This is a genomic window from Nitrospira defluvii, from assembly GCF_905220995.1.
Classification (GTDB): Bacteria; Nitrospirota; Nitrospiria; order Nitrospirales; family Nitrospiraceae; genus Nitrospira_A; species Nitrospira_A defluvii_C.
The window spans coordinates 1,067,520-1,089,022 of sequence record NZ_CAJNBJ010000001.1 but is presented as its reverse complement, the minus strand read 5'-3'; the positions used below and the strand labels follow the sequence as shown (position 1 = coordinate 1,089,022).

General features: G+C 58.1%; 24 protein-coding genes and 1 tRNA gene. 12 read left to right on the top strand and 13 right to left on the bottom strand.

Annotation, left to right across the window (positions count from 1 at the left end; genetic code table 11):
- Positions 1 to 88 precede the first annotated feature (88 nt).
- The 3 genes from KJA79_RS05235 to KJA79_RS05225 all read left to right on the top strand — a co-directional run bounded on the left by KJA79_RS05235 (position 89) and on the right by KJA79_RS05225 (position 3,250).
- Entirely contained in the window at positions 89 to 964 is an 876-nt protein-coding gene (locus KJA79_RS05235; RefSeq protein ID WP_213040929.1) for a DUF4412 domain-containing protein, read from the top strand.
- Positions 964 to 1,632 (top strand): DUF4412 domain-containing protein, encoded by a 669-nt coding sequence (locus KJA79_RS05230; protein WP_213040928.1) that lies wholly within the window; start codon positions 964 to 966, stop codon positions 1,630 to 1,632. Before KJA79_RS05235 ends, KJA79_RS05230 begins: the two co-directional genes overlap by 1 nt.
- A 1,081-nt stretch (positions 1,633 to 2,713) precedes the next feature.
- Positions 2,714 to 3,250 (top strand): mechanosensitive ion channel family protein, encoded by a 537-nt coding sequence (locus tag KJA79_RS05225; protein ID WP_213040927.1) that lies wholly within the window; start codon positions 2,714 to 2,716, stop codon positions 3,248 to 3,250.
- 40 nt (positions 3,251 to 3,290) lie between these two features.
- Here KJA79_RS05225 and KJA79_RS05220 read toward each other — a convergent pair whose 3' ends face one another.
- Entirely contained in the window at positions 3,291 to 4,223 is a 933-nt protein-coding gene (locus KJA79_RS05220) for a glycerophosphodiester phosphodiesterase (protein ID WP_246507496.1), read from the bottom strand.
- Between the two features lie 13 nt (positions 4,224 to 4,236).
- On the opposite strand from KJA79_RS05220, the gene KJA79_RS05215 reads away from it, so the two are divergent.
- The 3 genes from KJA79_RS05215 (at position 4,237) to KJA79_RS05205 (ending at position 7,069) form a co-directional block, all read left to right on the top strand.
- The gene (locus tag KJA79_RS05215; protein WP_213040925.1) at positions 4,237 to 4,725 is read left to right on the top strand and encodes a CBS domain-containing protein; all 489 of its coding nucleotides are present in this window, start codon (positions 4,237 to 4,239) and stop codon (positions 4,723 to 4,725) included.
- A gap of 91 nt (positions 4,726 to 4,816) precedes the next feature.
- Positions 4,817 to 5,167, top strand: a complete 351-nt coding sequence (locus tag KJA79_RS05210) for a 4a-hydroxytetrahydrobiopterin dehydratase (protein ID WP_213040924.1) — start codon at positions 4,817 to 4,819, stop codon at positions 5,165 to 5,167.
- A 39-nt stretch (positions 5,168 to 5,206) separates the two neighbouring features.
- On the top strand, positions 5,207 to 7,069 hold the full coding sequence (locus tag KJA79_RS05205) for a RiPP maturation radical SAM C-methyltransferase (RefSeq protein WP_213040923.1): 1,863 nt from the start codon (positions 5,207 to 5,209) through the stop codon (positions 7,067 to 7,069).
- A gap of 124 nt (positions 7,070 to 7,193) precedes the next feature.
- Here KJA79_RS05205 and KJA79_RS05200 read toward each other — a convergent pair whose 3' ends face one another.
- The 3 genes from KJA79_RS05200 to KJA79_RS05190 form a co-directional block, all read right to left on the bottom strand.
- Positions 7,194 to 7,526 carry an arsenosugar biosynthesis-associated peroxidase-like protein gene (locus KJA79_RS05200; RefSeq protein ID WP_213040922.1) on the bottom strand — a complete coding sequence of 111 codons (333 nt, stop codon included), beginning with the start codon at positions 7,524 to 7,526 and terminating at the stop codon, positions 7,194 to 7,196.
- An 89-nt stretch (positions 7,527 to 7,615) separates the two neighbouring features.
- A complete protein-coding gene (locus tag KJA79_RS05195) occupies positions 7,616 to 7,885 on the bottom strand; it encodes a hypothetical protein (protein WP_213040921.1) in 270 nt (89 codons plus the stop codon).
- A 105-nt stretch (positions 7,886 to 7,990) separates the two neighbouring features.
- Entirely contained in the window at positions 7,991 to 8,821 is an 831-nt protein-coding gene (locus KJA79_RS05190) for an inositol monophosphatase family protein (RefSeq protein WP_213040920.1), read from the bottom strand.
- Between the two features lie 249 nt (positions 8,822 to 9,070).
- Between KJA79_RS05190 and KJA79_RS05185 the strand changes: the two genes are divergently transcribed.
- Positions 9,071 to 9,583 carry a winged helix-turn-helix domain-containing protein gene (locus KJA79_RS05185; protein ID WP_213040919.1) on the top strand — a complete coding sequence of 171 codons (513 nt, stop codon included), beginning with the start codon at positions 9,071 to 9,073 and terminating at the stop codon, positions 9,581 to 9,583.
- 245 nt (positions 9,584 to 9,828) lie between these two features.
- On the opposite strand, the gene lpxC is transcribed toward KJA79_RS05185, so the two are convergent.
- From lpxC to rplI, 6 genes are all read right to left on the bottom strand, one after another.
- Positions 9,829 to 10,755, bottom strand: a complete 927-nt coding sequence (gene lpxC / locus KJA79_RS05180; RefSeq protein WP_213040918.1) for a UDP-3-O-acyl-N-acetylglucosamine deacetylase — start codon at positions 10,753 to 10,755, stop codon at positions 9,829 to 9,831.
- A 283-nt stretch (positions 10,756 to 11,038) separates the two neighbouring features.
- On the bottom strand, positions 11,039 to 11,710 hold the full coding sequence (locus tag KJA79_RS05175; protein ID WP_213040917.1) for a response regulator transcription factor: 672 nt from the start codon (positions 11,708 to 11,710) through the stop codon (positions 11,039 to 11,041).
- Positions 11,697 to 12,818 (bottom strand): sensor histidine kinase, encoded by a 1,122-nt coding sequence (locus KJA79_RS05170; protein WP_213040916.1) that lies wholly within the window; start codon positions 12,816 to 12,818, stop codon positions 11,697 to 11,699. Before KJA79_RS05170 ends, KJA79_RS05175 begins: the two co-directional genes overlap by 14 nt.
- 107 nt (positions 12,819 to 12,925) lie before the next feature.
- Entirely contained in the window at positions 12,926 to 13,390 is a 465-nt protein-coding gene (gene nrdR / locus KJA79_RS05165; RefSeq protein WP_213040915.1) for a transcriptional regulator NrdR, read from the bottom strand.
- Between the two features lie 15 nt (positions 13,391 to 13,405).
- The gene (locus tag KJA79_RS05160; protein WP_343224238.1) at positions 13,406 to 14,683 is read right to left on the bottom strand and encodes a serine hydroxymethyltransferase; all 1,278 of its coding nucleotides are present in this window, start codon (positions 14,681 to 14,683) and stop codon (positions 13,406 to 13,408) included.
- Between the two features lie 53 nt (positions 14,684 to 14,736).
- The gene (rplI, locus tag KJA79_RS05155; RefSeq protein WP_213040914.1) at positions 14,737 to 15,213 is read right to left on the bottom strand and encodes a 50S ribosomal protein L9; all 477 of its coding nucleotides are present in this window, start codon (positions 15,211 to 15,213) and stop codon (positions 14,737 to 14,739) included.
- Positions 15,214 to 15,513: 300 nt separating this feature from the next.
- Here rplI and KJA79_RS05150 point away from each other — a divergent pair, with 300 nt between their 5' ends.
- Complete coding sequence (locus KJA79_RS05150; protein WP_213040913.1) at positions 15,514 to 16,989, top strand: AAA domain-containing protein; 1,476 nt, start codon at positions 15,514 to 15,516, stop codon at positions 16,987 to 16,989.
- Between the two features lie 91 nt (positions 16,990 to 17,080).
- Positions 17,081 to 17,167: transfer RNA gene (locus KJA79_RS05145), tRNA-Leu, on the top strand.
- Positions 17,168 to 17,342: 175 nt separating this feature from the next.
- Here the strand turns inward: KJA79_RS05145 and KJA79_RS05140 are convergent.
- On the bottom strand, positions 17,343 to 17,807 hold the full coding sequence (locus tag KJA79_RS05140) for a flagellar basal body-associated FliL family protein (RefSeq protein WP_213040912.1): 465 nt from the start codon (positions 17,805 to 17,807) through the stop codon (positions 17,343 to 17,345).
- 395 nt (positions 17,808 to 18,202) lie between these two features.
- Between KJA79_RS05140 and KJA79_RS05135 the strand changes: the two genes are divergently transcribed.
- The gene (locus KJA79_RS05135; RefSeq protein WP_213040911.1) at positions 18,203 to 18,634 is read left to right on the top strand and encodes a ribonuclease H family protein; all 432 of its coding nucleotides are present in this window, start codon (positions 18,203 to 18,205) and stop codon (positions 18,632 to 18,634) included.
- Positions 18,635 to 18,653: 19 nt separating this feature from the next.
- Here KJA79_RS05135 and KJA79_RS05130 read toward each other — a convergent pair whose 3' ends face one another.
- Both KJA79_RS05130 and KJA79_RS05125 read right to left on the bottom strand, forming a co-directional pair.
- The gene (locus KJA79_RS05130; protein ID WP_213040910.1) at positions 18,654 to 19,055 is read right to left on the bottom strand and encodes a thiol-disulfide oxidoreductase DCC family protein; all 402 of its coding nucleotides are present in this window, start codon (positions 19,053 to 19,055) and stop codon (positions 18,654 to 18,656) included.
- Positions 19,056 to 19,071: 16 nt separating this feature from the next.
- On the bottom strand, positions 19,072 to 19,989 hold the full coding sequence (locus KJA79_RS05125; RefSeq protein ID WP_213040909.1) for a MerR family transcriptional regulator: 918 nt from the start codon (positions 19,987 to 19,989) through the stop codon (positions 19,072 to 19,074).
- A 138-nt stretch (positions 19,990 to 20,127) separates the two neighbouring features.
- On the opposite strand from KJA79_RS05125, the gene KJA79_RS05120 reads away from it, so the two are divergent.
- Positions 20,128 to 20,424, top strand: coding sequence for a hypothetical protein (locus KJA79_RS05120; RefSeq protein ID WP_213040908.1), 297 nt, complete (start codon positions 20,128 to 20,130; stop codon positions 20,422 to 20,424).
- Between the two features lie 47 nt (positions 20,425 to 20,471).
- Complete coding sequence (locus KJA79_RS05115) at positions 20,472 to 21,431, top strand: formylglycine-generating enzyme family protein (RefSeq protein WP_213040907.1); 960 nt, start codon at positions 20,472 to 20,474, stop codon at positions 21,429 to 21,431.
- Positions 21,432 to 21,503: the final 72 nt, after the last annotated feature.

Genomic DNA, 21,503 nt, shown 5'->3' with positions numbered 1-21,503 from the left:
CCGCACCGTCGGTGGGCTAGCGCCGTTGGTAGGCCTCGGCTACACTGCGACCGCAGTTGTGGGTAGACTGTAACCAGGAGTATCCAGTATGCGAAAAAGTTGGCCTCTCGTCGTCGGTGGTCTCGTGTTTGGCCTCGCTCCCCTTGTGAGTCACGCGGGAGAGTTTGAGGGTGTATTGCACATGAATGCCAGCCATGCGGAGACTGGTTCGGTAACCAACATGGATTGGTATCTCAAAGGGGACAAGGCGCGGGTGGAAATGGCCCGCTCGGAAGGTCAGAAGCACGTCATGATCTTCGATGGGAAGACGCGGACGATGCAGGTGGCCATGCCTGACCAGCATACGTTCATGGAAATGAGACTGGACGGAGAACGCGGGGAGCACATGAGAGACGTATTTGAAAGTCAGCTCGTCGAGCGAACCGGCAAGACCGAGAAGCTGGCCGGATACTCTTGTGAGGTGTGGCGGATCACCGACAAGCACGATCGTCGTCTGAACAGCGAGCTCTGCGTGGCAAAAGGATTCGGAAAAGCCGCGACCTTCTGGGTCGATCCCAAGGAGACGCGACAATCCTCGCAGCCCGGGTGGGTGAAGCAACTGGTGGAGGAAGGAGGATTCGGTCTGCGGAGCATTCAGTACGATGAGGCCGGCAAGGAAACGTCGAGGATGGAGGTCATCAGCGTCGATAAAAAAAGTTTAGACCCGGGTTTGTTCGCCTTCCCCTCTGATTGGACCAAGCGGGACTTGTCGGCCATCCAGGAAGGGATGAAGGCCATGCGTGAGCCGAAAGGACAGGGCGGCGCCGATCTCTCCAAGATGATCGAGGACATGAAGAAGCGCAGGGCCGCACGTGGGAAGACGGGGGCACCTTCCGGGGAGGGTGAGCCGCAGCCGGATCTCAAAGAGCTGATGAAACAGCTGGGCGAGGCGTTGAAACAGCAACAGCAGCAGGGTGGGCAATAATGCCGGGGCGTGGCGTCTTGTTGAGTCTCCTGGGAAGCACGCTGCTGGCTGGTGTTGCGGCAGCGAGCGACTTCGAGGGCATCATTGTCCTGAAGGAAACGAGCGGGGGCCAGACGGCGCAGCAGCAGTGGTGGCTCAAAGGTCATGCCCTGCGTTTTGAAGAGATCGGCCCCGATGCAGGGAGAGGCGCCATGATTTTCGACGCCAAGAAGCAAGCGCTGTACAGCCTTCATCACGACGAAAAAATCTATCTGGAAATCTCCACGGCGACCACGTCAGAGTCGCAGCCGCAGGCGTTCGACGAGATCCTGATCACCAGAACCGGCAAGCACGAGACGGTGGCCGGATACGCCTGCGAGGTCTATCACATGAAAGATCGGTCGGACGGCAGCACCGGCGAATTCTGCATGGCGAAGGCGATCGGGAGTGCCGCCCTTTTCGGTATGACAAGTGCGCAGGCCGGTGGCGCATCCCTGTGGCCGGGATGGATGCGAGACCTGTTCAAGGATGGAGGTTTCCCGATCAAGGGCGTGGATCGTGACGGTAAGGGTCGGGAAGAGGCGCACTGGGAAGCCGTGAAAATCGAATCGCAACCCCTGGCGGATCGGCTCTTCGTTCCTCCTGCCGATTACCAGAAGCAGGAGATGGCCGTAGTCAAACCGGAGTGACGGACCGGCGTGCTCCCTGTTGACAGAATGTGGTGAGGAGCGTAGATAGGATTTGCGGCCCGACTTTACCGTCGTGGTGGGGGACCGGACAGACCGCGCGGCTGTCATCTAGATCTTCCACGGATTCCCGCATCAGAGAGGAGGGTGGATGATGAACGATACGACTCCACCTGGCCCTGACGGCCTGCCGAGCTGAAGGCAGCTGTCTCGTCGGCCTGTTCGACCGGTTCTCCACCGGCTATGCCACTCGGCATCAACCCTGCGCCACAGCCTCTGATGGCGTCACGTGTTTGCCCAGGAACCGGTTGACCTTCTTGAATCGTCGCCCGCTCGGGGCACCCTTCTTGTTCCGACGAGATGTTGTTCCTGCTGTTGCACTCGGCCGGTCTTGCACGGGCCGCCACATTGTTTCTCATACGGTCGGCGTCCCAAGCGCCGCACGCGGGCTCCCGGTTCAACGGGGGCCCGTGTTGTATTGTGAGAGAGGCGACATTCAAGGGATCGAAAAAAAATTCCTAGGGCCGATTTTTCTGTTGACAGGATTTTCTAACGAGCGTAAGAGGACATTGTGAGTTTCAAGAGCTGTGTGTACCGTGACGAGGCGATGAGCAGTGCGCGCCTGTTCGGGAAACCTCGCCACTCCTCAACCGGGGAGGTTCACAGATGGAAGAACTTACGCCACCGGACTAGAACGGCCCGCAGAGTTGAGGGCGGGTTGCTCGTCGGTCGTGTGGAACGATCCTTCGCTGGCTGGTGCCTCATGGCACTGTCTGATGACAGAATTCAGCCACCGAACGAACCGAGGGATTGAATTCTCACGAGGCACACCTGAATCCTGGGAGCATCACTCCCCTGACGAACATCCTGACACTCCGTCTTCTCGAACGGGTCCCCTGATTCAGACAACCTAAATGATCTTCGGCGTCCCAAGCGCCATCCACGGGCGACCTCCCACCGCAGTGTAGGGTCGCCCGTGGCATTTTCAGGCCCGCTGTTCCGCTCTTGTCCCCCGGCTCCCCTCTGACCTACTGTCGAATCAGCCACTCATCGTGACCCACGTGTTCTGTGATGGAGGTATCCCATGCCTGTTCTCGGCCTGTTTGTCCGTGGTGAGTTCATTGATCCTACTACGCTCGTTGGCGCGGCATTTTATGCGTTTCTCTTCATCCTGGTGGCATGGTTTCTGGCGCGACTGGTTCGGGCGGGCGTGCGACGAATCGGGTACCTGCTCAACGATCAAGCCGCCTGCACGCTGCTGACCAGGCTTGGGCAAGTCGTTGTCTACAGCTTGGCCGTGATCCTCTATTTCAATGCTATTCCGCAACTCCATTCCGTGGGCACGGCGTTGCTCGCCAGCGCCGGGGTGGCGTCGATCCTGTTTGGATTGGCGGCGCAGACGACGCTGAGCAATTTGGTGTCAGGCTTTGCCCTGTTGTTGTATCAGCCGTTCGAAGTGGGTGATCGCGTGCAGCTGTCTGCTCCGACCGGCCTCGAGACCGGGGTGATCGATGAGATGACGATGGGGTATATTTTGGTGAGGACATCGGACGACCGGCATATCGTCGTGCCGAACAGCGTCGCGTCGCAGCAAATTGTGGTGAAGTTGAGGGCCGCGTGAGAAGTCCCGCGTTCGTCGGGACCTCGCGTATGGCCCTGACTCAGATGCGATCGGGATAGTCGGACACGATGCCGTCCACACCCAGCTCCCGCATCCGCTGAATGTCCTGCCGCTCGTTCACGGTGTAGGTGAACACCTGCCGCCCCAGGTCATGATAGGCCTGGAGCAACGCGGGTGTGATGCTCGAATAGTGGAAGCCGACGTAGGCCGCATTCAACGCGAGCACGTCCGCGATCGGATCGGGCGGGAGGCGGCGATGATGGAGGACCATGATGCGCGCATCGGGATCGGCTTGACGCACGCGGTGCAGTTCCGCGATCAAAAACGACGCATAAATCAGCGGGCCGGAGAACCCGGTACGTTTGACGATCGCGCACGCCTCGTTCCCTATCCCCTCCACCTTCAGCTCAAGGATGACCCCGATGGCCTGCCCGGCGATGTCCAGGGCCTCTTCCAAGGTCGGAATGCGCTGCCAATTCCCCGCATCGAGCCGTTGCACCTGCTCCAGTGTCATGTCGGCGAGGGTGCCTGATTTGTTGGTGGTGCGGTCGATCGTATCATCGTGCAGCAGCACCAAATGGCCGTCGCTGGTTTCGCGCACGTCGACCTCGATAAAATCGACATGGAAGGATCGAGCTTTCCAGATAGAAGCGAGGGTGTTTTCGGGAGCGTGGCCGGAAGCTCCGCGATGACCAATGCGAAGGACGGAAGGGATAGCGACCTCGCGTGAGAAGGTCCGAAGCGTGCTCCCCGCTGTCGCCCCACTGGGCTCGGGGAGGGGGGCTTTCTTTTCAAACGGCACTTCCCTACCATATTTCGCGTATCTCTGCAAAGAATGCCGAAGGGACAGGGCCGTTGGGGGTACTCGCGATCGGAGTCTGCACAGGCCGAACGTCGTAGAGAACCGCTCGGCTGAGTCCCTCCACCCCCATTGACGTTGTCCGGTGACTCGCTCATGAGTCACGGTGATCATCAAGGAGGCTGCCATGCTTGTTCAGGATGTCATGTCTGCCGGTGTGGTGACGGCCAGGCGCAACGATTCCGTCCGTTCCGTGGTGACCAAGATGCTCAGCCGCCATTGCGGCGCCATCCCCGTGGTGGAAGACGGGGAGGTCTTGATCGGCATGGTGACGCTGCGCGATGTGTTGATTCCGCTCTATCCGAATTACGGCGAGTACATTCATGACAACGTGCACAGCCGTGATTTCGTGGAGATGGAGGAAGGATATGCCGATGTGCTTGCCCAGCGGGTCGAAGAGGTGATGAGTCTGAATCCACTGACGGTGTCCCCGCGCACTCCCGTGCTGGAGGCTGCGTCCTACATGGGCATCAAGAATTTTCGCCGGATTCCTGTGGTTGAAAAGGGAGCGTTGGTCGGGATGGTCAGCGTGGGGGATATCAATCGAGGGCTGTTTTTCGAGAGAGGACATGCTGCGATGAACCTGGACCGGATGGTGCACCCGTCAGGGCGGTGACACGGTTGCGGGCTGGAACAGGTGGCTCGTACAATGGCGCGTGAATGGCTGATGATGCCGGGCGATGCCGGTTGCCTGGGGAGGAGAATCCATGAGTCTCGCCGACAACAAATGTATTCCCTGCCGGGGCGGGGTCCCTCCCCTGCCTGCGGAGCGTACGCAAGCCCTGCTGAAAGAGTTGGGGCGCGGATGGGCCTTGAACAACGACGGTCATCTGGAACGGCTCTATACCTTCAAGGATTTTGCGCAGTCGCTCGCGTTTGCGAACAAGGTCGGAGCGGTGGCAGAAGCCGAAGGGCATCATCCGGATCTGTATGTGGCCTGGGGTAAGTGCAAGGTGGAGATTTGGACGCACAAGATCAGCGGCCTCACCGAGAGCGATTTTTATCTGGCGGCGAAGGCCGATCGGGAATTCGAATCGTTCCGGGCCGTGGCCGGGTGATCGTGGTGATCTGCTCCGCGAGGACCATCGAGGTGGCTCATGAGTGACAGGGCCCAGGTCGCGCTCGTCAACATGCCCTTCAGCTTCTCGAAGTACCCGTCCATTCAGTTAGGCACGCTCTCTGCGTTGCTGAAAGCCAAAGGCGTTGCGGTCGATTGCCACCATCTCAATGTGCGGTTTGCTCACAAGATCGGGATCCCTCTCTACGAATCGATTTGTGAGAAGCGGGCGTTATTCGGTGAATGGTTGTTCTCCTACCTGCTCTTTCGTGACAACCCTAAGCGGGCGGAGTATCCGCGCGTGTTTAAGCCGGTCTTCGAGCAGATCGCCCGGGAGAGTGGTCAGCCGGTGTCGTTTTTTGAGGACATGGCCACGCGCACGGCGCCGCAATTCCTGACCGCCGCGATGGCGGGGATTGATTGGGGGCAGTACAAGATCGTCGGGTTTACCTCCACCTTTGATCAAAATGTGGCCAGCCTCACGATGGCCAAGCTGATCAAGGATCTGTATCCGGACGTGAAGATCGTGTTCGGTGGTGCCAACTACGACGGCGAGATGGGCTTGGAATTCTTTCGGGCCTTTCCGTTCATCGACCACGTGGTCGTCGGCGAGGGTGAGGTGACGTTCCCCGCGTTGGTCGACTATGTGATGCGCGGATCGACCGGGCCCTGCCCCAACGGTGTTACCCATCGAGAGCAGGGAGCGATTCGGTTCACACCGAACACCGCCCTCTTCACCGAGTTTGCTCAGACCGGCCCGCCGGACTATGACGATTACTATCATCTCCTGGCCGAACTCGGCACAGAAGCCTCCCGCGGGTTGGACCGCATTCTGCTGTATGAAGGGTCTCGCGGCTGCTGGTGGGGTGAGAAGCACCATTGCACGTTTTGCGGGTTGAACGCCCAGAGCATGAAGTTCCGGGCGAAATCCCCGGAGCAGGTCGCGCAGGAAATGGCCTACCTCTCGAGCCGCTACGATACGACTCGCTTCCGGCTGGTGGATAACATCATCGACATGAAATATGTCGACAACCTGTTCGGACGATTTGCTGCTGAGCATTGCGACCTGGATGTGTTTATCGAGACCAAGAGCAATCTGCAGAAGAGCCAAATCCGGACGCTGGCGGTTGGTGGTGTGAAGTGCATGCAACCAGGTTTGGAAAGCCTCAGTCTCTCGCAGCTCAAAGCGATGGACAAGGGCGTGACGCCCATGCAGAACATCATCTGTCTCAAGTGGAGTTGTTATTACCGGGTCGCGGTCTCCTGGAATATTCTGCTTGGTTTTCCCGGTGAAACGAATGAGGACTATCGGCGGCAGATCGATCTCCTGCCGTCGCTGTTTCATTTACAAGCGCCGGAGGCGACCGGGAAATTTTGGCTGCAACGCTTCAGTCCCTACTTTACGAAACCGCATGAGTATGGCGTGCGCATCACGGGTCCAGGGACAGCGTATGAATATGTGTACGATGCGGCGCGCGTCGATCTGCGCAAGATCGCCTATGATTTCGAATATGAACTCGACGCCTGGCCCGTGGACCCGCACGTCTATCAGGAATTGATCGGCTTGGTGGAGGAATGGCAGCGGAGGGCGCGCAGCAACGACCGGCCGTTCTTGTATTTCTCCAAGGCCATGGACTACGTGACGATTTATGATGGGCGCGATCCGCAGATGCCGACCAGACGACGATACGACTGGCCCGCGGCGGGCATTATCGAGGTGTGCAATGAGGCCGCGAAGAGTCGTGATCAGATTCGCGCGGCATTGAGCGAGGCGAAGCGGGACAGGTCATGCTCGGAAGACGAGTTGACTGAGGCGCTGAGCATCCTGATCAGTCGTTGTATCCTGTACGAAGAGCGCGGGAAGTATTTCACGTTGGCCATCCCCGAGCATCCCTACTACTAGCGGAAGGTGAACCAGGTCGCCGGCGTTGTGTTTGTTTCGCTGAGGCCATCCCCGTACCGATTCCGTGCGCCTCGGCCCTGCGCTTGCCGTAACCTTCCGCGTGAGCCGAGTCGCCGCTGAACAATCACATCGAGAGCTTCTCGGCGACGTTCCGCATCTGGACGCCGTGCACCAGCGAGGCCCCACCGCGGATGGCGCAGGCGACGTGGACGGCTTCCGTCATTTCTTCCGTGTTCGATCCCTTTTCCAGGCAGGCTTGTGTGTAGGCGTCGATGCAATAGGGGCACTGCACCGCATGGGCCACACCGAGCGCAATGAGCGCCTTCTCCCGTTCCGAGAGCGCGCCGTCGGCAAAGACCGCGCTGTAATAACTCATGAACTTCTCCCACAGGGCCGGGTTCCCCTTCCCGATGTCTCCGAATTTGCCAAGATCCTTCGAATGGTAATAGCAGTCCATGAATGACCTCACTGGTTCAGTCTGTGTGATGGTGCTCGCGTGGACGCCGAGCGACCGGCGCGCGAGCGGTGCCTGTTGGCGAGACGTGACTACGCGTTTCCGGGCGGCGCCGGATCGGCCTCGTTGAGGGCCTGAGAAAAGCGATATCCCACGATGGTGGTGACCTTGTTCATCAGCTCGCCGAGTTCCTTCCACTCGTCCGCACTGAGGTCGGCCTTGATCTGTGGATGGAGGGCCCACTCGGCGTTGACGAGTTTTCCCTTGCGTGACACGTGCACATGCAACAGTTCCACATCCCACACGTCTTGATTGTTCGTTGGTGACGCGCCCGGCTTTTGTGGAGGAACCTGACTGGCCATGCTGCATGCACTCCTTTGGTCTGACGGATAAGAGCCGCATGATACCGCATCGGTCGTCGCACTGTACATGGGATGTGCGGCTGGTGACGCGCCCGCGCGGCGCAGCTATGCGGGGCGGCCCTGGTCTGTGCGCTGGTGAATGGCGTCGAGGAGCTGATGGTGGATGCGGCCGTTGGTGGCTACCAGTTCTTGTGCATACAATGAAAAATGGTCTGTGCTGAATCCCGACACGACACCCCCCGCTTCCCGTACCATCACGATTCCGGCTGCCATATCCCACGGGCTCAGCTTGACCTCCCAATAACCGTCGAACCGTCCCGAAGCCACGTAGCAGAGATCCAGCGCTGCCGAACCGGTTCGCCGAATGGCCTGGGCGCGGAGGGAAATGCGTGAGAAGTGGTCGAGATTATTGTCGGCCGTTTCACGAATATTATAGGCGAAGCCGGTGACCAGCAACGACCGCTCCAATGTGTCAATCGGCGACACGTAGAGGCGCTGGCCATTCAGGTAGGCTCCCTCCCCTACGATGCCGGTAAACAGTTCCCGCCGAACGGGATCCAGGACCACGCCGACGATGCATTCCCCTCGATATTCCAGGCCGATCGACACGGAATAGAACGGAAAACCGTGGGCGAAGTTAGTCGTGCCGTCGAGAGGGTCGATAATCCACTGATAGGGTGAGTCGGTGGATCCGTCTTGCCCACGCTCTTCCGCCAGAATGCGGTGAGAGGGGTGCGCCGAAAGAATCGTACAGACAATACACTCTTCTGCCTGACGATCTGCGTCGGTCACGAGGTTGATTGCGGCCTTGTAGTCGATCCGAAACCCGGATTTCGCGCAATCGAGCAGGACCGTTCCGGCCGCTTCTGCTGCGCGGATTGCCGTCGCAAGATAGGTGGAACACTCATCAGAGGAAGGAATGCGTGCAGCTTGCATAGAAGCAGCATCCTAACACGAGATTGCAGTCCGTGCGCCAGCGCACCAGACATTTTTCGAAAGAGCACTATAAAATATTGATAAATAACAATATTATAAAAGCTTGTTCTTGCAGAACAAGGCTTGGTTAGGCATTGATTGCACTCTGCTTGTATAGGCGAGACGTGCGAACAAATAGTTATTTTCAGTTACTTGACAGATTTTGAATCACTTGCTATAAAGCAAGTATGCTTTATTGAGGTCTTGCTTGTGGAAGAATTGACCGACATTCTGGTTGGCCTGGAACAGCGGATCAGCGCTTACCGGAATCGCTACCAGGAACTTGAGAAAAAGCGACGTCGGCTCGACGATGAAATCGCGATGATCAAGAAGTACTTGGAGCTTGCCGAAACGCTGTATCGTGTTGAAGCAGATAAGGCCAAATTGGCCAGCCTCTCCAGCCAAATTATCACCGACGAAAAAGGCATTCGCCCTCTCCCCGTCACGGATGTCACCGATCAGTCGCGTGAGATCCTGCTTGGAAAAAGCAAGTATGTCGGGAAAAGCGTTCCGGAAGCGGCCTATCAGATTCTTCGGGAAGCCAGTCGGCCGATGCATGCGAAGGAGCTGTTGCAACGCCTCTTGGAGGGCGGGTTGCAAATCAAGGGGAAGACGCCGTTGACCTCCGTCGCCACGTCATTGAAGCGGGATAAGCGTTTCCAAAAAGTCGGACCCAATACCTTTGCGGTGACGACACAGCAGGAATTAACAGCGGTAGTGTAAGTGGGCCGAGGAAGTTCATATCAACTTTAATGTGTGAAGGGAGGTGAGAGTCTTGGCAACGAAGAAGGCAGCGAAGAAACCAGCGAAGAAGGCAGCGAAGAAGAAGTAAGTCCTGCCGGGATTTGCACGCCGGGGGTAAGGCCACTTACCTCCGGCGTTTTTTTGTGCCTGAATTGCAAAATGCCGCAATCACCGCCTATCGCCGGTGGCCGCAAGCGCTGGCGAGGAGATCTTCGGTGAAGCCGTTAGATCGCGAGAGAAGGCGCGGGGCGAAGTAGTCCGAGAGAGGATCGCGATTCCGGTGCGGCAACCGCATGTTCTCCGGTAATCAGCGCCCACTTATCGCGCTGGAGGAGGATTTGTTCCACGAGCCGTGTGTGCATGGCATGGCCTGATCGTTCAGCCACGATGTGGCCGATGAACGGGAAGCCGAGCAGTGCGATATCACCGATTAAGTCCAGTACCTTATGCCGGACGAATTCATTTGAGAAGCGCAGGCCGGATTCATTCACGACGCCCTCTTTGGATAGCACGATGGTGTTATCCAGCGTCCCGCCCTTTCCGAGTCCCCTCGACCACAGCGCTTCAACTTCATGGAGAAAGCCGAACGTGCGCGCCTGCGCGATGTCCTGTTCGAACGCCTGGGCGGAGCAGGTATGGGTGTAGGACTGGGTTTGGATCATGGGGTGATCATAGTGAATGGAATACGTAATTTTCGGCGTTGACGAGGGTTCGATCCTCACCCGTTTCGACCCGTCCACCACCTCGATGGGTTGCATGATCTTGACGTATGATTGCCGACGGGTTTGGGGGATGATTCCGGCCGATCGGATCAAGCGAACGAATGGGTTGGCGCTCCCATCGAGCACGGGCACTTCCCCTGCGTCCACTTCTGCGTAGACGTTGTCGACTTCCATCCCGACCAACGCGGCGATGAGGTGTTCGATTGTCTTAACTTGACGGCCGTTGACGCTGATCGCCGTGCAGAGTTCTGTCGGGACCTTATTGGAGATCGAGGCAGGGATGAACGTTTCTTCTGATCCGTGCCGATAGATGAAGGCGATGCCAGTGTTTGGAGGGGCCGGGCGAAGCGTCAGTGTAACCGGCTGGCCCGAATGAAGCCCGACGCCAGAACATGAAACCGGTGAGCCGATCGTTTGCTGAAAGCGCACGGTGCCTCCTTCGTATAATCCAGCACTGAAGCTAGCAATGCTTGTGCCAATTCGGAAGATGATCATAAGTCATGGATTTATAATGACAATGTCTTGATCTTGCGAAACAGTTACTGTTGCTAAAAAAGCACAATTGTATCTTTTGCTGAAAGGGTAAAACCACGAAAGTAGCGGGTTTTCAACGAGTTACTGGGTGAGGCCAGTGAAAGGGGCGTGGCTCATCACCAATGAGCCCGCGAGTTCCTCCGGCAGATGGAGCCCTTTCCTGATGACGTGCTCTTGGTTACGGTCGTGGCTCCAATTCAATGAGGCCTTTCCGAATCGCTAAGATTGCGGCTTGGGTTCGGTCGTACACCTGCAGCTTATGGAAGATATTGCGGACATGGTTTTTGACAGTTTTCTCGCTTAAATCCAGACTGTTCGCAATTTCTTTGTTCGTTTTTCCATCGGCAACGAGCCGCAAGACGGTGATTTCGCGTTCGGTCAGGTCATGCTCGACCCAAGCCGGCTTTTTCCCTTTCTTCTGCGACATGAGGGAGAACTCAGCGAGGATTTTGCTGGCGACCGAGGGGTGAATGAGCGATTCTCCTCGATAGATCGCTCGAATTGCCGCGACGATTTGCGAGGACTCCGAGTCCTTGAGCAAATAGCCTGTCGCGCCGGCTCGCACAAGGTCGAAGATGTACTGTTGCTCCTCGTACATTGTCAGGGCCACGATGCCCATATGGGGGAATTCCCGTTTGATTTGGCGGGTGGCTTCAATGCCGCCCATGCGTGGCATGCTGACATCCATCAGAATGACATCCGGCTCGAGCGTCTTGGCCTTTTCGACCGCTTCCACGCCGTCCTGTGCTTCTCCGACCACGTTAATGTCGTCTTTGGTCTTGAGGATGGCCGCCAGGCCTTCGCGCACCACACGATGATCGTCAGCGATCAGGACTTTAATTTTTTCCATGACGAATCGTCTCCTTGTCGGCTAACGGGATGCGCAACACGATTCGCGTGCCGCGCCCTTTCTTCGAATCGATGGTCGCCTCGCCACCTACCAGTCGCGCCCGTTCTAAGATGCCGCGAATGCCAAAGTGATCCCATTTTTCCGGATCGCGCAGCACGGCGTCCATGTCGAACCCAATTCCGTTGTCGGAGATGGTCACTTGCAGTAAGTCGAGGCGAATGTCCAGTTGAACCGACACCCGCCTTGCCTTGGCGTGTTTTTGGACGTTCGACAACGCCTCCTGGACAATCCGGAACAAGAAGATCTTCGTGCGCGGGAATAAAATCGTCTCGTCTCCGGTGACGGAAAACGCGGTTTTGATGTGGTACTGCGTTTCATAGGATTTCAGATAATTCGTCAGTGCCGGGATGAGCTCCATTTTATCGTAGTGGAGCGGGCGCAAGTTGAAGATGACCTGTCTGGCCTCTTGAATGGCCATCTTGAGCTGGGCTTTCGACTCCCGGATCGTGGCGAGGCTGGCTTTGGGATTCTTGCGGAGGAGTTCTTGGGACAATTCCAGTTTGAAGTTCACGCCGGCGAGACTTTGCACCAGCCCATCGTGGATTTCGCAGGCGATGCGCGTCCGCTCTTCCGTGACTGCCGCCCCTGTCTCTTTGACATAGAGCCGGTAGAGGGATTGGTACTTGTTCAGCGCCTTTTCGATATCGGCGGTCGCGCGGATGCGAGCTTCAATCAGTTGCCACATGAACTTCGCGCTGGCTCCACCGATCACCGAGACACCTCTGCGGCGGATGTCCTGCAGGTATTCGCCGACTTCCGGATTGCCCGACACATCGATGACCAGATCGACGGGACCCATGGTCATGAGCTTCCGGTAATGGCGTGTGACACGAATACGTAAACGACGGGCGAGGCCGAGGCCCGGTGCCTGCGCGCTGATATCGGCGACTCCGACGATGCGCACCAGCGGGTCGTTGGCAAAAATCTCCATGAGGGCCGTGCCGCCGCGTCCGGCGCCGATGATGGCGACATGCGTCGCTCCGGGTGTTGGCCGTGTGGTGGGCCGAGGGGCTGCGCGTCGCGCTTGGGTGGTTTTGGCGGTTGGCATGTGTGTCGGCAATAGTGGAACGGAAGTCACTCCGCGGTTGCTGCCTCGCTTCTGTCTGGACTGACACCGAACGAATCAATTCGACGCAGCGAGGAAAAGGGGAGGGGCTAACGTTCCCGGCGCTGCTGGGCCAGAGATTTGATCTCGTCCATGAACTGGTCGATATCCTTAAACTCTCGGTACACGGAGGCAAACCGGACGTAGGCCACCTGATCGAGCTGGGACAGTTCCTTCATCACTTCCTCGCCGACGGCGGTGCTCTCGATTTCAGTTTCCCCCATATCCTGAATACGTTTTTCGATACGGTCGGTGACGGCTTCGATGGTCGCGGTGCTGATCGGCCGTTTCTCGCAGGCCTTCTTCAGTCCGGAGACAATCTTGCTTCGATCGAATGGCTCCCGGCGGCCATCCTTTTTGACGACGGCCGGCATGGTTTCTTCGACCCGTTCGTAGGTGGTGTACCGGCGTTTGCACGACAGGCATTCGCGCCGCCGACGGATGACCTCACCTTCCTTGGCCATCCGCGAGTCGACGACTTTGTCCTCGACATCGTCGCAGAAAGGACACTTCACTGGCGAACGTCCTGCCTAAGCGGGAGACGAATCGTAGGCATGAAAGATGGGGAAACGGTTGCACAATGTCTTTGCCTGCGCACGGACCTCGCTCTGCACCTGTTGGTCTTGAGGATGCTGCAAGACCCGATCGATCAGCGCCACAATTTCGCGCATCTCGGCCTCACGCATTCCTCGTGTGGATACGATGGGACTCCCGATCCGGATGCCGCTCGCCACGGCAGGCGGTTTTTCATCGTAGGGGATGGCGTTCTTGTTGACGATGATGCCGGCAGCATCCAAGGCGGCATCGGCTTCTTTTCCCGTGATGCCCTTGGGGGTCAGATTGACCAACATCAGGTGCGTATCGGTTCCGCCCGACACGATCTTGTAGCCGCGTTCGATCAGCCCCTGTGCCAACGTGCGGGCGTTTGCCACCACCTGCTGCTGGTATCGCTTGAACGCCGGCGACATGGCCTCCTTGAAGGCGACGGCCTTGGCCGCGATGACATGCATGAGCGGGCCGCCTTGCAGGCCCGGGAAAATAATCTTATCCACGGCCTTCGCGTGTTCGGCTTTGCACATGGTGACGCCGCCGCGGGGGCCGCGGAGGGTCTTATGGGTGGTGGTCGTCACGAAGTCCGCATAGGGAACGGGATTGGGGTGCAAGCCAGCCGCGATCAGCCCGGCAATGTGCGCAATGTCCACCAACAGATAGGCACCCACTGACTTGGCAATTTCTTGGAACTTGGCGAAATCGAGGGTGCGGGCATAGGCGCTGGCGCCGACGACCAGCATGCGCGGACGACATTCTTCGGCGATCTTGCGGACCGCGGCATAGTCGATGGTTTCCGTCTGCCGGTCCACCCCGTAAGAAAACGCTCGGAAAATGATGCCGGAGAAGTTGACCTTGCTCCCGTGAGTGAGGTGCCCTCCCTGAGCGAGGTCGAGGCCGAGGATGGTGTCGCCGGGTTTCAGCACGGCCAAGTACGCAGCCATGTTGGCTTGCGACCCTGAGTGCGGTTGGACGTTGACGTGCTCTGCCCCGAAGATCTGCTTGGCACGCTCGATCGCGAGGCTTTCGACCGTATCGACATGCTGGCATCCGCCATAGTAGCGTTTGCCAGGGTACCCTTCCGCGTACTTATTGGTCATCAGGCTGCCCTGAGCGGCCAGCACGGCAGGACTCGCAAAGTTTTCCGACGCAATCAGCAGCAACTTATCCCGTTGCCGTTGTTCCTCGGCCAGGATGGCTTCGTACGTTTCAAGGTCGGTTGACTTCAACGCGTCCAATGACCCGATCAGATCCTGCATGTTTCCTCCGAGCGTGGTCCCGGTCCGGCGGCCACGTATCATCGCATCACGGATTAAGCCGTAGGAGTGGCTTCTTCCGTCTCTTCTTGTTTCTTGATCACGTGAACGGCGATCGTGGCAGTCACTTCGCGCGGGAGCTTCACGGCAATCGCGTGGGTACCCAGTTCCTTGATGGGCTGCGCGAGCTGAATTTTGCGACGGTCCACGGTAAAGCCTTGTTCGGCCAGACCTTCCGCGATGTCCTTCGCCGTCACCGACCCGAACATCTTGTCGTCTTTGCCGACCTGGGCTGCGATCGTGATGGACACGGTCGACATCTTTTTGCCGTGTGCCTCGATTTCCAGCTTTTCCTTCTTGGCTTTCTCGGCGGCGGCTCGCTTCGCATGTTCGAATTCTTTGATGTTCCGGTTATTGGCTTCCACAGCCTTCTTGCGAGGCAAGAGGTAGTTCCGGGCAAACCCGTTGGAGACGTCCAAAAGATCGCCGAGATCGCCCACGCCTTCGAGTGTTTCCTGGAGAATCACCTTCATACTGCAACTCCTTCTGTTGGAAAGGGAAAAAGCATACTGACGGGCTGTGCAAAAGTCAATTGATCCGGAGCGGCTGGTTCGGGATTTCTTGGGACCTCCCGAAGCGGGACGAAGTGCTTGTGCGGCGGTTGTGTGCGCGTGAGCCGGTCGGATCCGGTGAATCCGGCAGAGGTAGGAGACGCTCCTGGCTGGACAGGTTCTTTCGTAACTCTTTAAGATACGCTCCCTGTTTGGCGGTGAATGCCGCCGTACAAGCCGGGAGCTTCTTGTCCTGGTCCACAGTCAGGAGAACGACGAGTTATGGCCGCCATGCCCGGCACGTTGCCGGACCTTCTCGATCAATTGGCCGTGACGCTTGAGCACGACGCCGCGCGCCTCACAGAAACAGGGCGCGATCAGCCGGTGACGGTCGAGCGGGGTCGGTTACTCCAGACGGTCGGGAATCTGCATCTGTATGAGTTTTATCTGCCGCCGGATATCGCGATCGGGGCTGACCTGTCAGTCACGCTGCTGCTGGGCGAGGAATCGGAGCCGACGGAGGGCATTGTGTTGTCCCAAGACGGACAGCGTCTTGTGCTCCAGGTGTTCGACGCCATCGGGGATGTGGTGCCAAGCGCCACGTTGGTTCCGGACACGAGCGGATTAGTCCTCACGACCAGTCGTCGCCTGGCAGAAATGAGCAAGGCCGGCTCATCCTACACCTTAGGTCCGGCGGAACGGCTTCTGCCGATCCTGGAAGCAGGGCAATCAGGCGATCGCGGCTCGCTGGAGGCCCTGACGCCGACATCGGTCCTGACGCCCCTCTGGCTGGAGGATCTCACCGCGCGCCGACAGAAGCTGGCCACGCTGGTGATCGAATTGATTCGTGGAAATAAGCGCATCCTGCTGGTGACGCCGGATCATCAGAGCGCCGATGCTGTCACGCTGGTTGCCGCGCGGGCGATGAAGGCGGCGGGCCTCACCTTTAAGAGCTGGCTGAGCCGGTATGAGGTGGCCATCGGGAAAGAAAGTGGCGGCATTCCCTTGCCGGAATTAGGCTTTGAGTCACAGATGCATCAGTTTTACGCGAAATCGCGATCGGACAAGGCGGCACTCCGCAAGAAGTATGATCGGTTCCGGGAACTCACCCCGATTCTCGCGTATAAAGCGCAGAAACAGAAGGATCTCGATGAGGTGCGCCTGTTGGAGTGGCGCCTGGTGACCCAATTGAGCGAATACCAAGCCAAGATCAAGGAAATCGACGCGACCTTGGCTCAGTATGAGCAACTTCCCATCTGGAAGCGCCTGTCCATGCAGGCGGTGGGCAAGAATGTGGAGTCGTTGCGCGAGTATAAGGTCATCTACGAGCGGTATAGCGCCGGGCTCAGGAAGGAGGTCGACATCGCCAAGCAGCGCATCGACGAACTCATTCCAGAAGCGACGGTTCCGAAGGAGATGAAGCCGGAGTTTGCCGAACTGAAGGAAGATGTGATCCGGTTGGGCGGGACGAAAAAGATTCGTGAATTGCTCGCGGCTCAGGAAGATACGAACCGGCAGGCGTTTGTGCAGAACCGGCGGGTGATCGTCACGACGGCCGCGCGGGTGGCTGCCGATCCCTTGTTTCGCAAGGTGCGGTTCGATGTGCTGATTGCCGACGAGGCGCCCCGTATACGAAGCCCCTTCTTGCTGGCTGCCGCAGGATTGGTACGTGAACGGATTGTGTTGAGCGGCGATCTGCGGGAGGTTGTTCCGCACGGAGCCTGGGATCCAGACGTCGAGCTGCTCTCGGCCGGATGACAGGCGGCATCGGCAATCCTCTGGAGATTTTCCCCGGGCTCACCTTGACGGGTTGGAATCGATCAGCGATAATCCCCCCTTCATTCCCCGAGCCGAAGTGGCGGAACTGGCAGACGCACTGGTTTCAGGTACCAGCGCCCGTAAGGGTATCCGGGTTCAACTCCCGGCTTCGGCACCATCCCCCCGCAACCGTTTCCATTCCGGGCACCTGCCACCAAGAACGATGGCTGGACTCTGTTCGCTTCCTGAGGTAAGAGGCTTTCCCGCTTCGGTTGAGCCCGTGTGTCAGGGGTGCTCGCTTAGCACCTTGTGGTGGGATGTCAGGCAGGGCTCGATGGTGCACGAGGGTTGGATCAGGACCCGACCGGAGTCATCAACCAATTGGTGATGTAGACATTCCGTACCTGGCCCTTGGGCAACAGTCTGTTTACCGTACGCTTGAGGTCCTCGCGCAACGTGACGGATTGACCGGGCGCGCGCAAGTCTTGAACGGGATAGGTGTGCAGCATCTCCATGATGTATCGATCGATCTGGTCATGCCGTTCTCTGATGAGTGTGCCCGTCGCCGCGCGGTCGATCTCCACGGCAAGATTCGCCTGGATATAATAAAACCGCGTCCCGTCATCCACCGGGGCTACAATGGCCGGTAGGTTGATGGTGAGGCCCGCCGGTGTTGGTGAAGGTTCGGAGGAAGGCTTGTTGCTCAGTGAAAGCGTGCGCGGGATCAGGTCGGGAGAGGAGAATCCGCCCAGGTAACCGACCACCAAGAGGATGCAGGAGATGCTGAACAGCAGGGCGAGGGAAATGCGCAAGGTCATGTTCATGGTGTCACTGACTGGGTGCGTCGATTGTTCAGCCGGCGGTGTCGTTCAGGGGCCGGATTCGCCTTCCGGATAAGCGTACCACCTGCTGCCTAAATGTCAGTACGTAGTCGCTACGGGTTTCGTACTGGGTAAATGCCCAGGCATTCGCGGACATTGTCGGAATACTCTCTCCTAATAAATTCAAAGATGTCTGGAGCGATGTCAGATGTGTCCGACAGCGGCCTGGCCAGGCCGCGTGGTGCAAGGCGGACATTGAGGATTCTCCGGCCTGCACCGTGAATCGCGCTATGCTCGTTTGATATACTCCCGGCTCTTAATCGGTTCGTAGCAGGTCCGATCGTGACTGGTGAACGAAGCGCAGGCGATCGAGGCGGCGAGGAAGGACGGATGTGGATTCATTACGCGTGATTCAGATCTTTACGGATGGAAGTTGTCTCGGGAATCCTGGCCCCGGCGGGTGGGCGTACATTATTCAGGACGGTCAGCAGCGCAGAGAGGGATTCGGCCACTGCGTGGAAACCACGAACAATCGTATGGAAATGATGGCTGCGATTGAAGCGCTCAAAGTTCTCAGCGCCTGCCAGTCGGTCGTTCTCCATTCAGACTCGCAACTGCTGATTAAGACCATGACGCTGGGGTGGAAACGAAAGAAGAACCAGGATCTCTGGGCGGAGCTGGATCAGTTGGCGGGTATGCACCAAATTAGTTGGACCTGGGTGCGTGGCCACAACGGCCACCCGGAAAACGAAGCTTGCGATACGCTGGCGCAACGGGCCGCTTCCATGGCAGCCTTCTCGCGTGGCGCGCAGATTCGGAAATGAGGCAGTGCCCGTGCCGCGCTTACCGTTGTGGCGTCGCGGCTGTTCGACACGTTCCCGAATTGCAGGTTTTGCGTCCCGTCAGCCACAACCGGTTCCTCGCGAACCACGCATAACCCCGAATCAATAGTGGATCGATCACAGGAAGCCGGCTCAAGCAAGCCAGGACGCCCAGGCCGACGGCCTGCCAGATGGCGCGGAAGACCTCCACGCCGGTGATGATCGTTCCGTCTCCCCATTGCGCGTGAAGCACTGTACCAAGACGTGCCGGATCGAGGCCCGTCGATTCAGCGTCATATCCGGGCGCAGAAAAATCACAGAGTCTTAGCCGATGGTTGCTGTCGAGGCGTCTCATCAACGCCATCTCGCGGGCGCACAGAGGGCAAGCGCCGTCGTAGAACACGGTGAGTGGGTATGGGATCATCTCGACCGCCCCTTCGTCAGCCGGGGATCGGAAAGCGCCGGGTGAATTGCTCCAACTTCTCGTCGAGCTCGCCGAAGGTTTCTAGCACGTCGATATTGAATCCGCTGAAATGGCGCCGCATGGTCAGCGCTCCCTGGCCGCCGGCCAGGACATTGGACAACGGTAACACCTCTTGAGCCAACGATTTAATCAGCTCGATGGCCAGCGAATCTGGGAGTGCGATGGTGCAGGAGAAAATGGTCAGGTCCGGCGTGACTTCGCGGCAGAGATTGCTGAGAGAGAGGATCGGGACGTTGGCGCCGAGATAATAGACGCGGCAGCCGCGGACACGGCAGCGATAAGCGACTGCCAATGCCGCCAGGTCGTGTTCCTCGCCAGGCGGACAGGCCACGACCACGGTGGCGCCGAATTCGGCGACCGGCAGCTGGTTCATGGCCGCATAGAGTTTCTGTTTGATCTGGCTGGTCACATAGTGCTCGACGGCCACGCTGATGCGGCCCGTGTGCCACAATTGACCGACCCGTTCCTGAAGGGGCAGCAGGATGCCGTGTAGGGCCTCTTCAAACGGCACGACGGCCACGGCACCGTTCAATCGCTTTTCAAACGTCACCCGATCGAGCGGCTCCAGCGCGATGAGGAGTTCGCGCAACAATCGGTCGAATGTGTTGTCGACGACCGCCGTCCGCGGCGCCGCGGCGCGCATACGGCCGATCAGCTCTTCGCGTCCAACCTTGGCGAGATCCCCGATGGAAGCCCCGGCATCCAGCTGTTGCTTGAGATACCGCAGCAGCGCCACGTCCTCATCCGAATAATTGCGATATCGGTTTGCTCCTCTGGTCGGTTTGAGTAGGTCAAACCGGCGCTCCCACACACGAATTACGTCACGGCTTAGGCCGGTGAGCTTTGCAACCCTATGAATTCTGTGGGTATTCATTTGCTTTGTCTCAGTATAGTTTTGTGTCCAATGTTTGTCAAATATTTTTAAATAAAACACTTGACACATTGGACAATAAGGGTGTAAACATTGGACATAGTCGTTGCAAACATTGGACACAAATACTCAGGAGTCACCATGGCAACACAACACACACATCAGAAAAGCGAAGAAGGAAGGGAGTCACGATTCGAGTTTCTGAACTTCCGGCACGAGTCGAGCTGCATGCGGTGTGGGGGGCTCATGGTGCCTGACTTCTGTACAGACCTTCTCAACGGCTCCGGCTCGCTCGACTGTTCCACTCGGCGTTGTGTGCAGTGCGGTGACATCGTTGATCCGGTCATTCGGTTGAATCGTCATCTCCAGCAATCGGCCGTTGTTGCTCGAGAGTTGAAGGCCGTCGGTCCGTTTTCCCAGGCTCAGGTATCTGCGTAGCGGTCAGCATTAGGAACGTCATAGGCGATCTAATTAAGGAGGGTGACATGCGGAGACAAATAACCATTCAGATTGGCATAGCGGCGGTGTTGTTGGTGGGTACGGCGACGTTGGCTGGCGCGGCCGAGTCGGCGGGCGATAAGGACATGGTGCTCATTCCCAAAGGTGAGTTCACCATGGGCAGCAATGAGCATGCGGACGAGACCCGACATCAAGTCGTGTTGGACGCGTACCTCATCGACAAATTCGAAGCTTCGAATGCGCGGTACAAGGAATTCATGCGGGCGACCGGCCATCCGGCCCCAGCCTACTGGGACGATCCGCGTCTCAGCAAGCCAGAGCAGCCGGTGGTGGGTGTGAGCTGGACTGATGCCAATGCATTCTGCAAGTGGGATGGCAAGCGATTGCCCACTGAGGCGGAGTGGGAAAAAGCGGCCAAGGGGCCGGAGGGCGATAATCACTATCCCTGGGGCCATCATCTCGATCCAAAGAAAGCCAACTACGGACAAAATGTGGGCCGCACCATGCCGGTCGATTCCTACCCTGAGGGCGTGAGCGGGTATGGTGTCTACAACATGGCCGGGAATGTCTTCGAGTGGGTAGACGATTGGTACGATCCGAAATACTACCGGAGCAGTAACGCGCTGAATCCGCGCGGCGCAGACAAGGGGTACAATTTCGCCAATCAAGGTCCGGTCAAGGTCTTGCGCGGCGGATCCTGGCTTGCTCCTGAAACATCCCTGCACACCAGTCATCGATTCTGGAACCAACCGGAGAACAATTCCTACGGCGTCGGCCTGGGCTTCCGTTGCGCGAAGTCGGTCAGCGCGGTGTCGGAAGAAGCGGCTCAGGCCGGGCGCGATGCCTTTATTCAGGCACTCGTCGGCATGGGGGCGGAAAAGAATGCAGACGCCATGGCATCCATTGAGAAGGCGCTCGCTGCGGATCCAGACAACAAAGAGTATCAAGCGACCCGCGAGCTCATTAAGAAGAGCATGAAGAAGTGAAGAAGTAATGCGTGGCTGCAGAGGGGCGGGTATGCCCGCCTCCCTGCCGCACCGACATGCGAGGAGGTACGG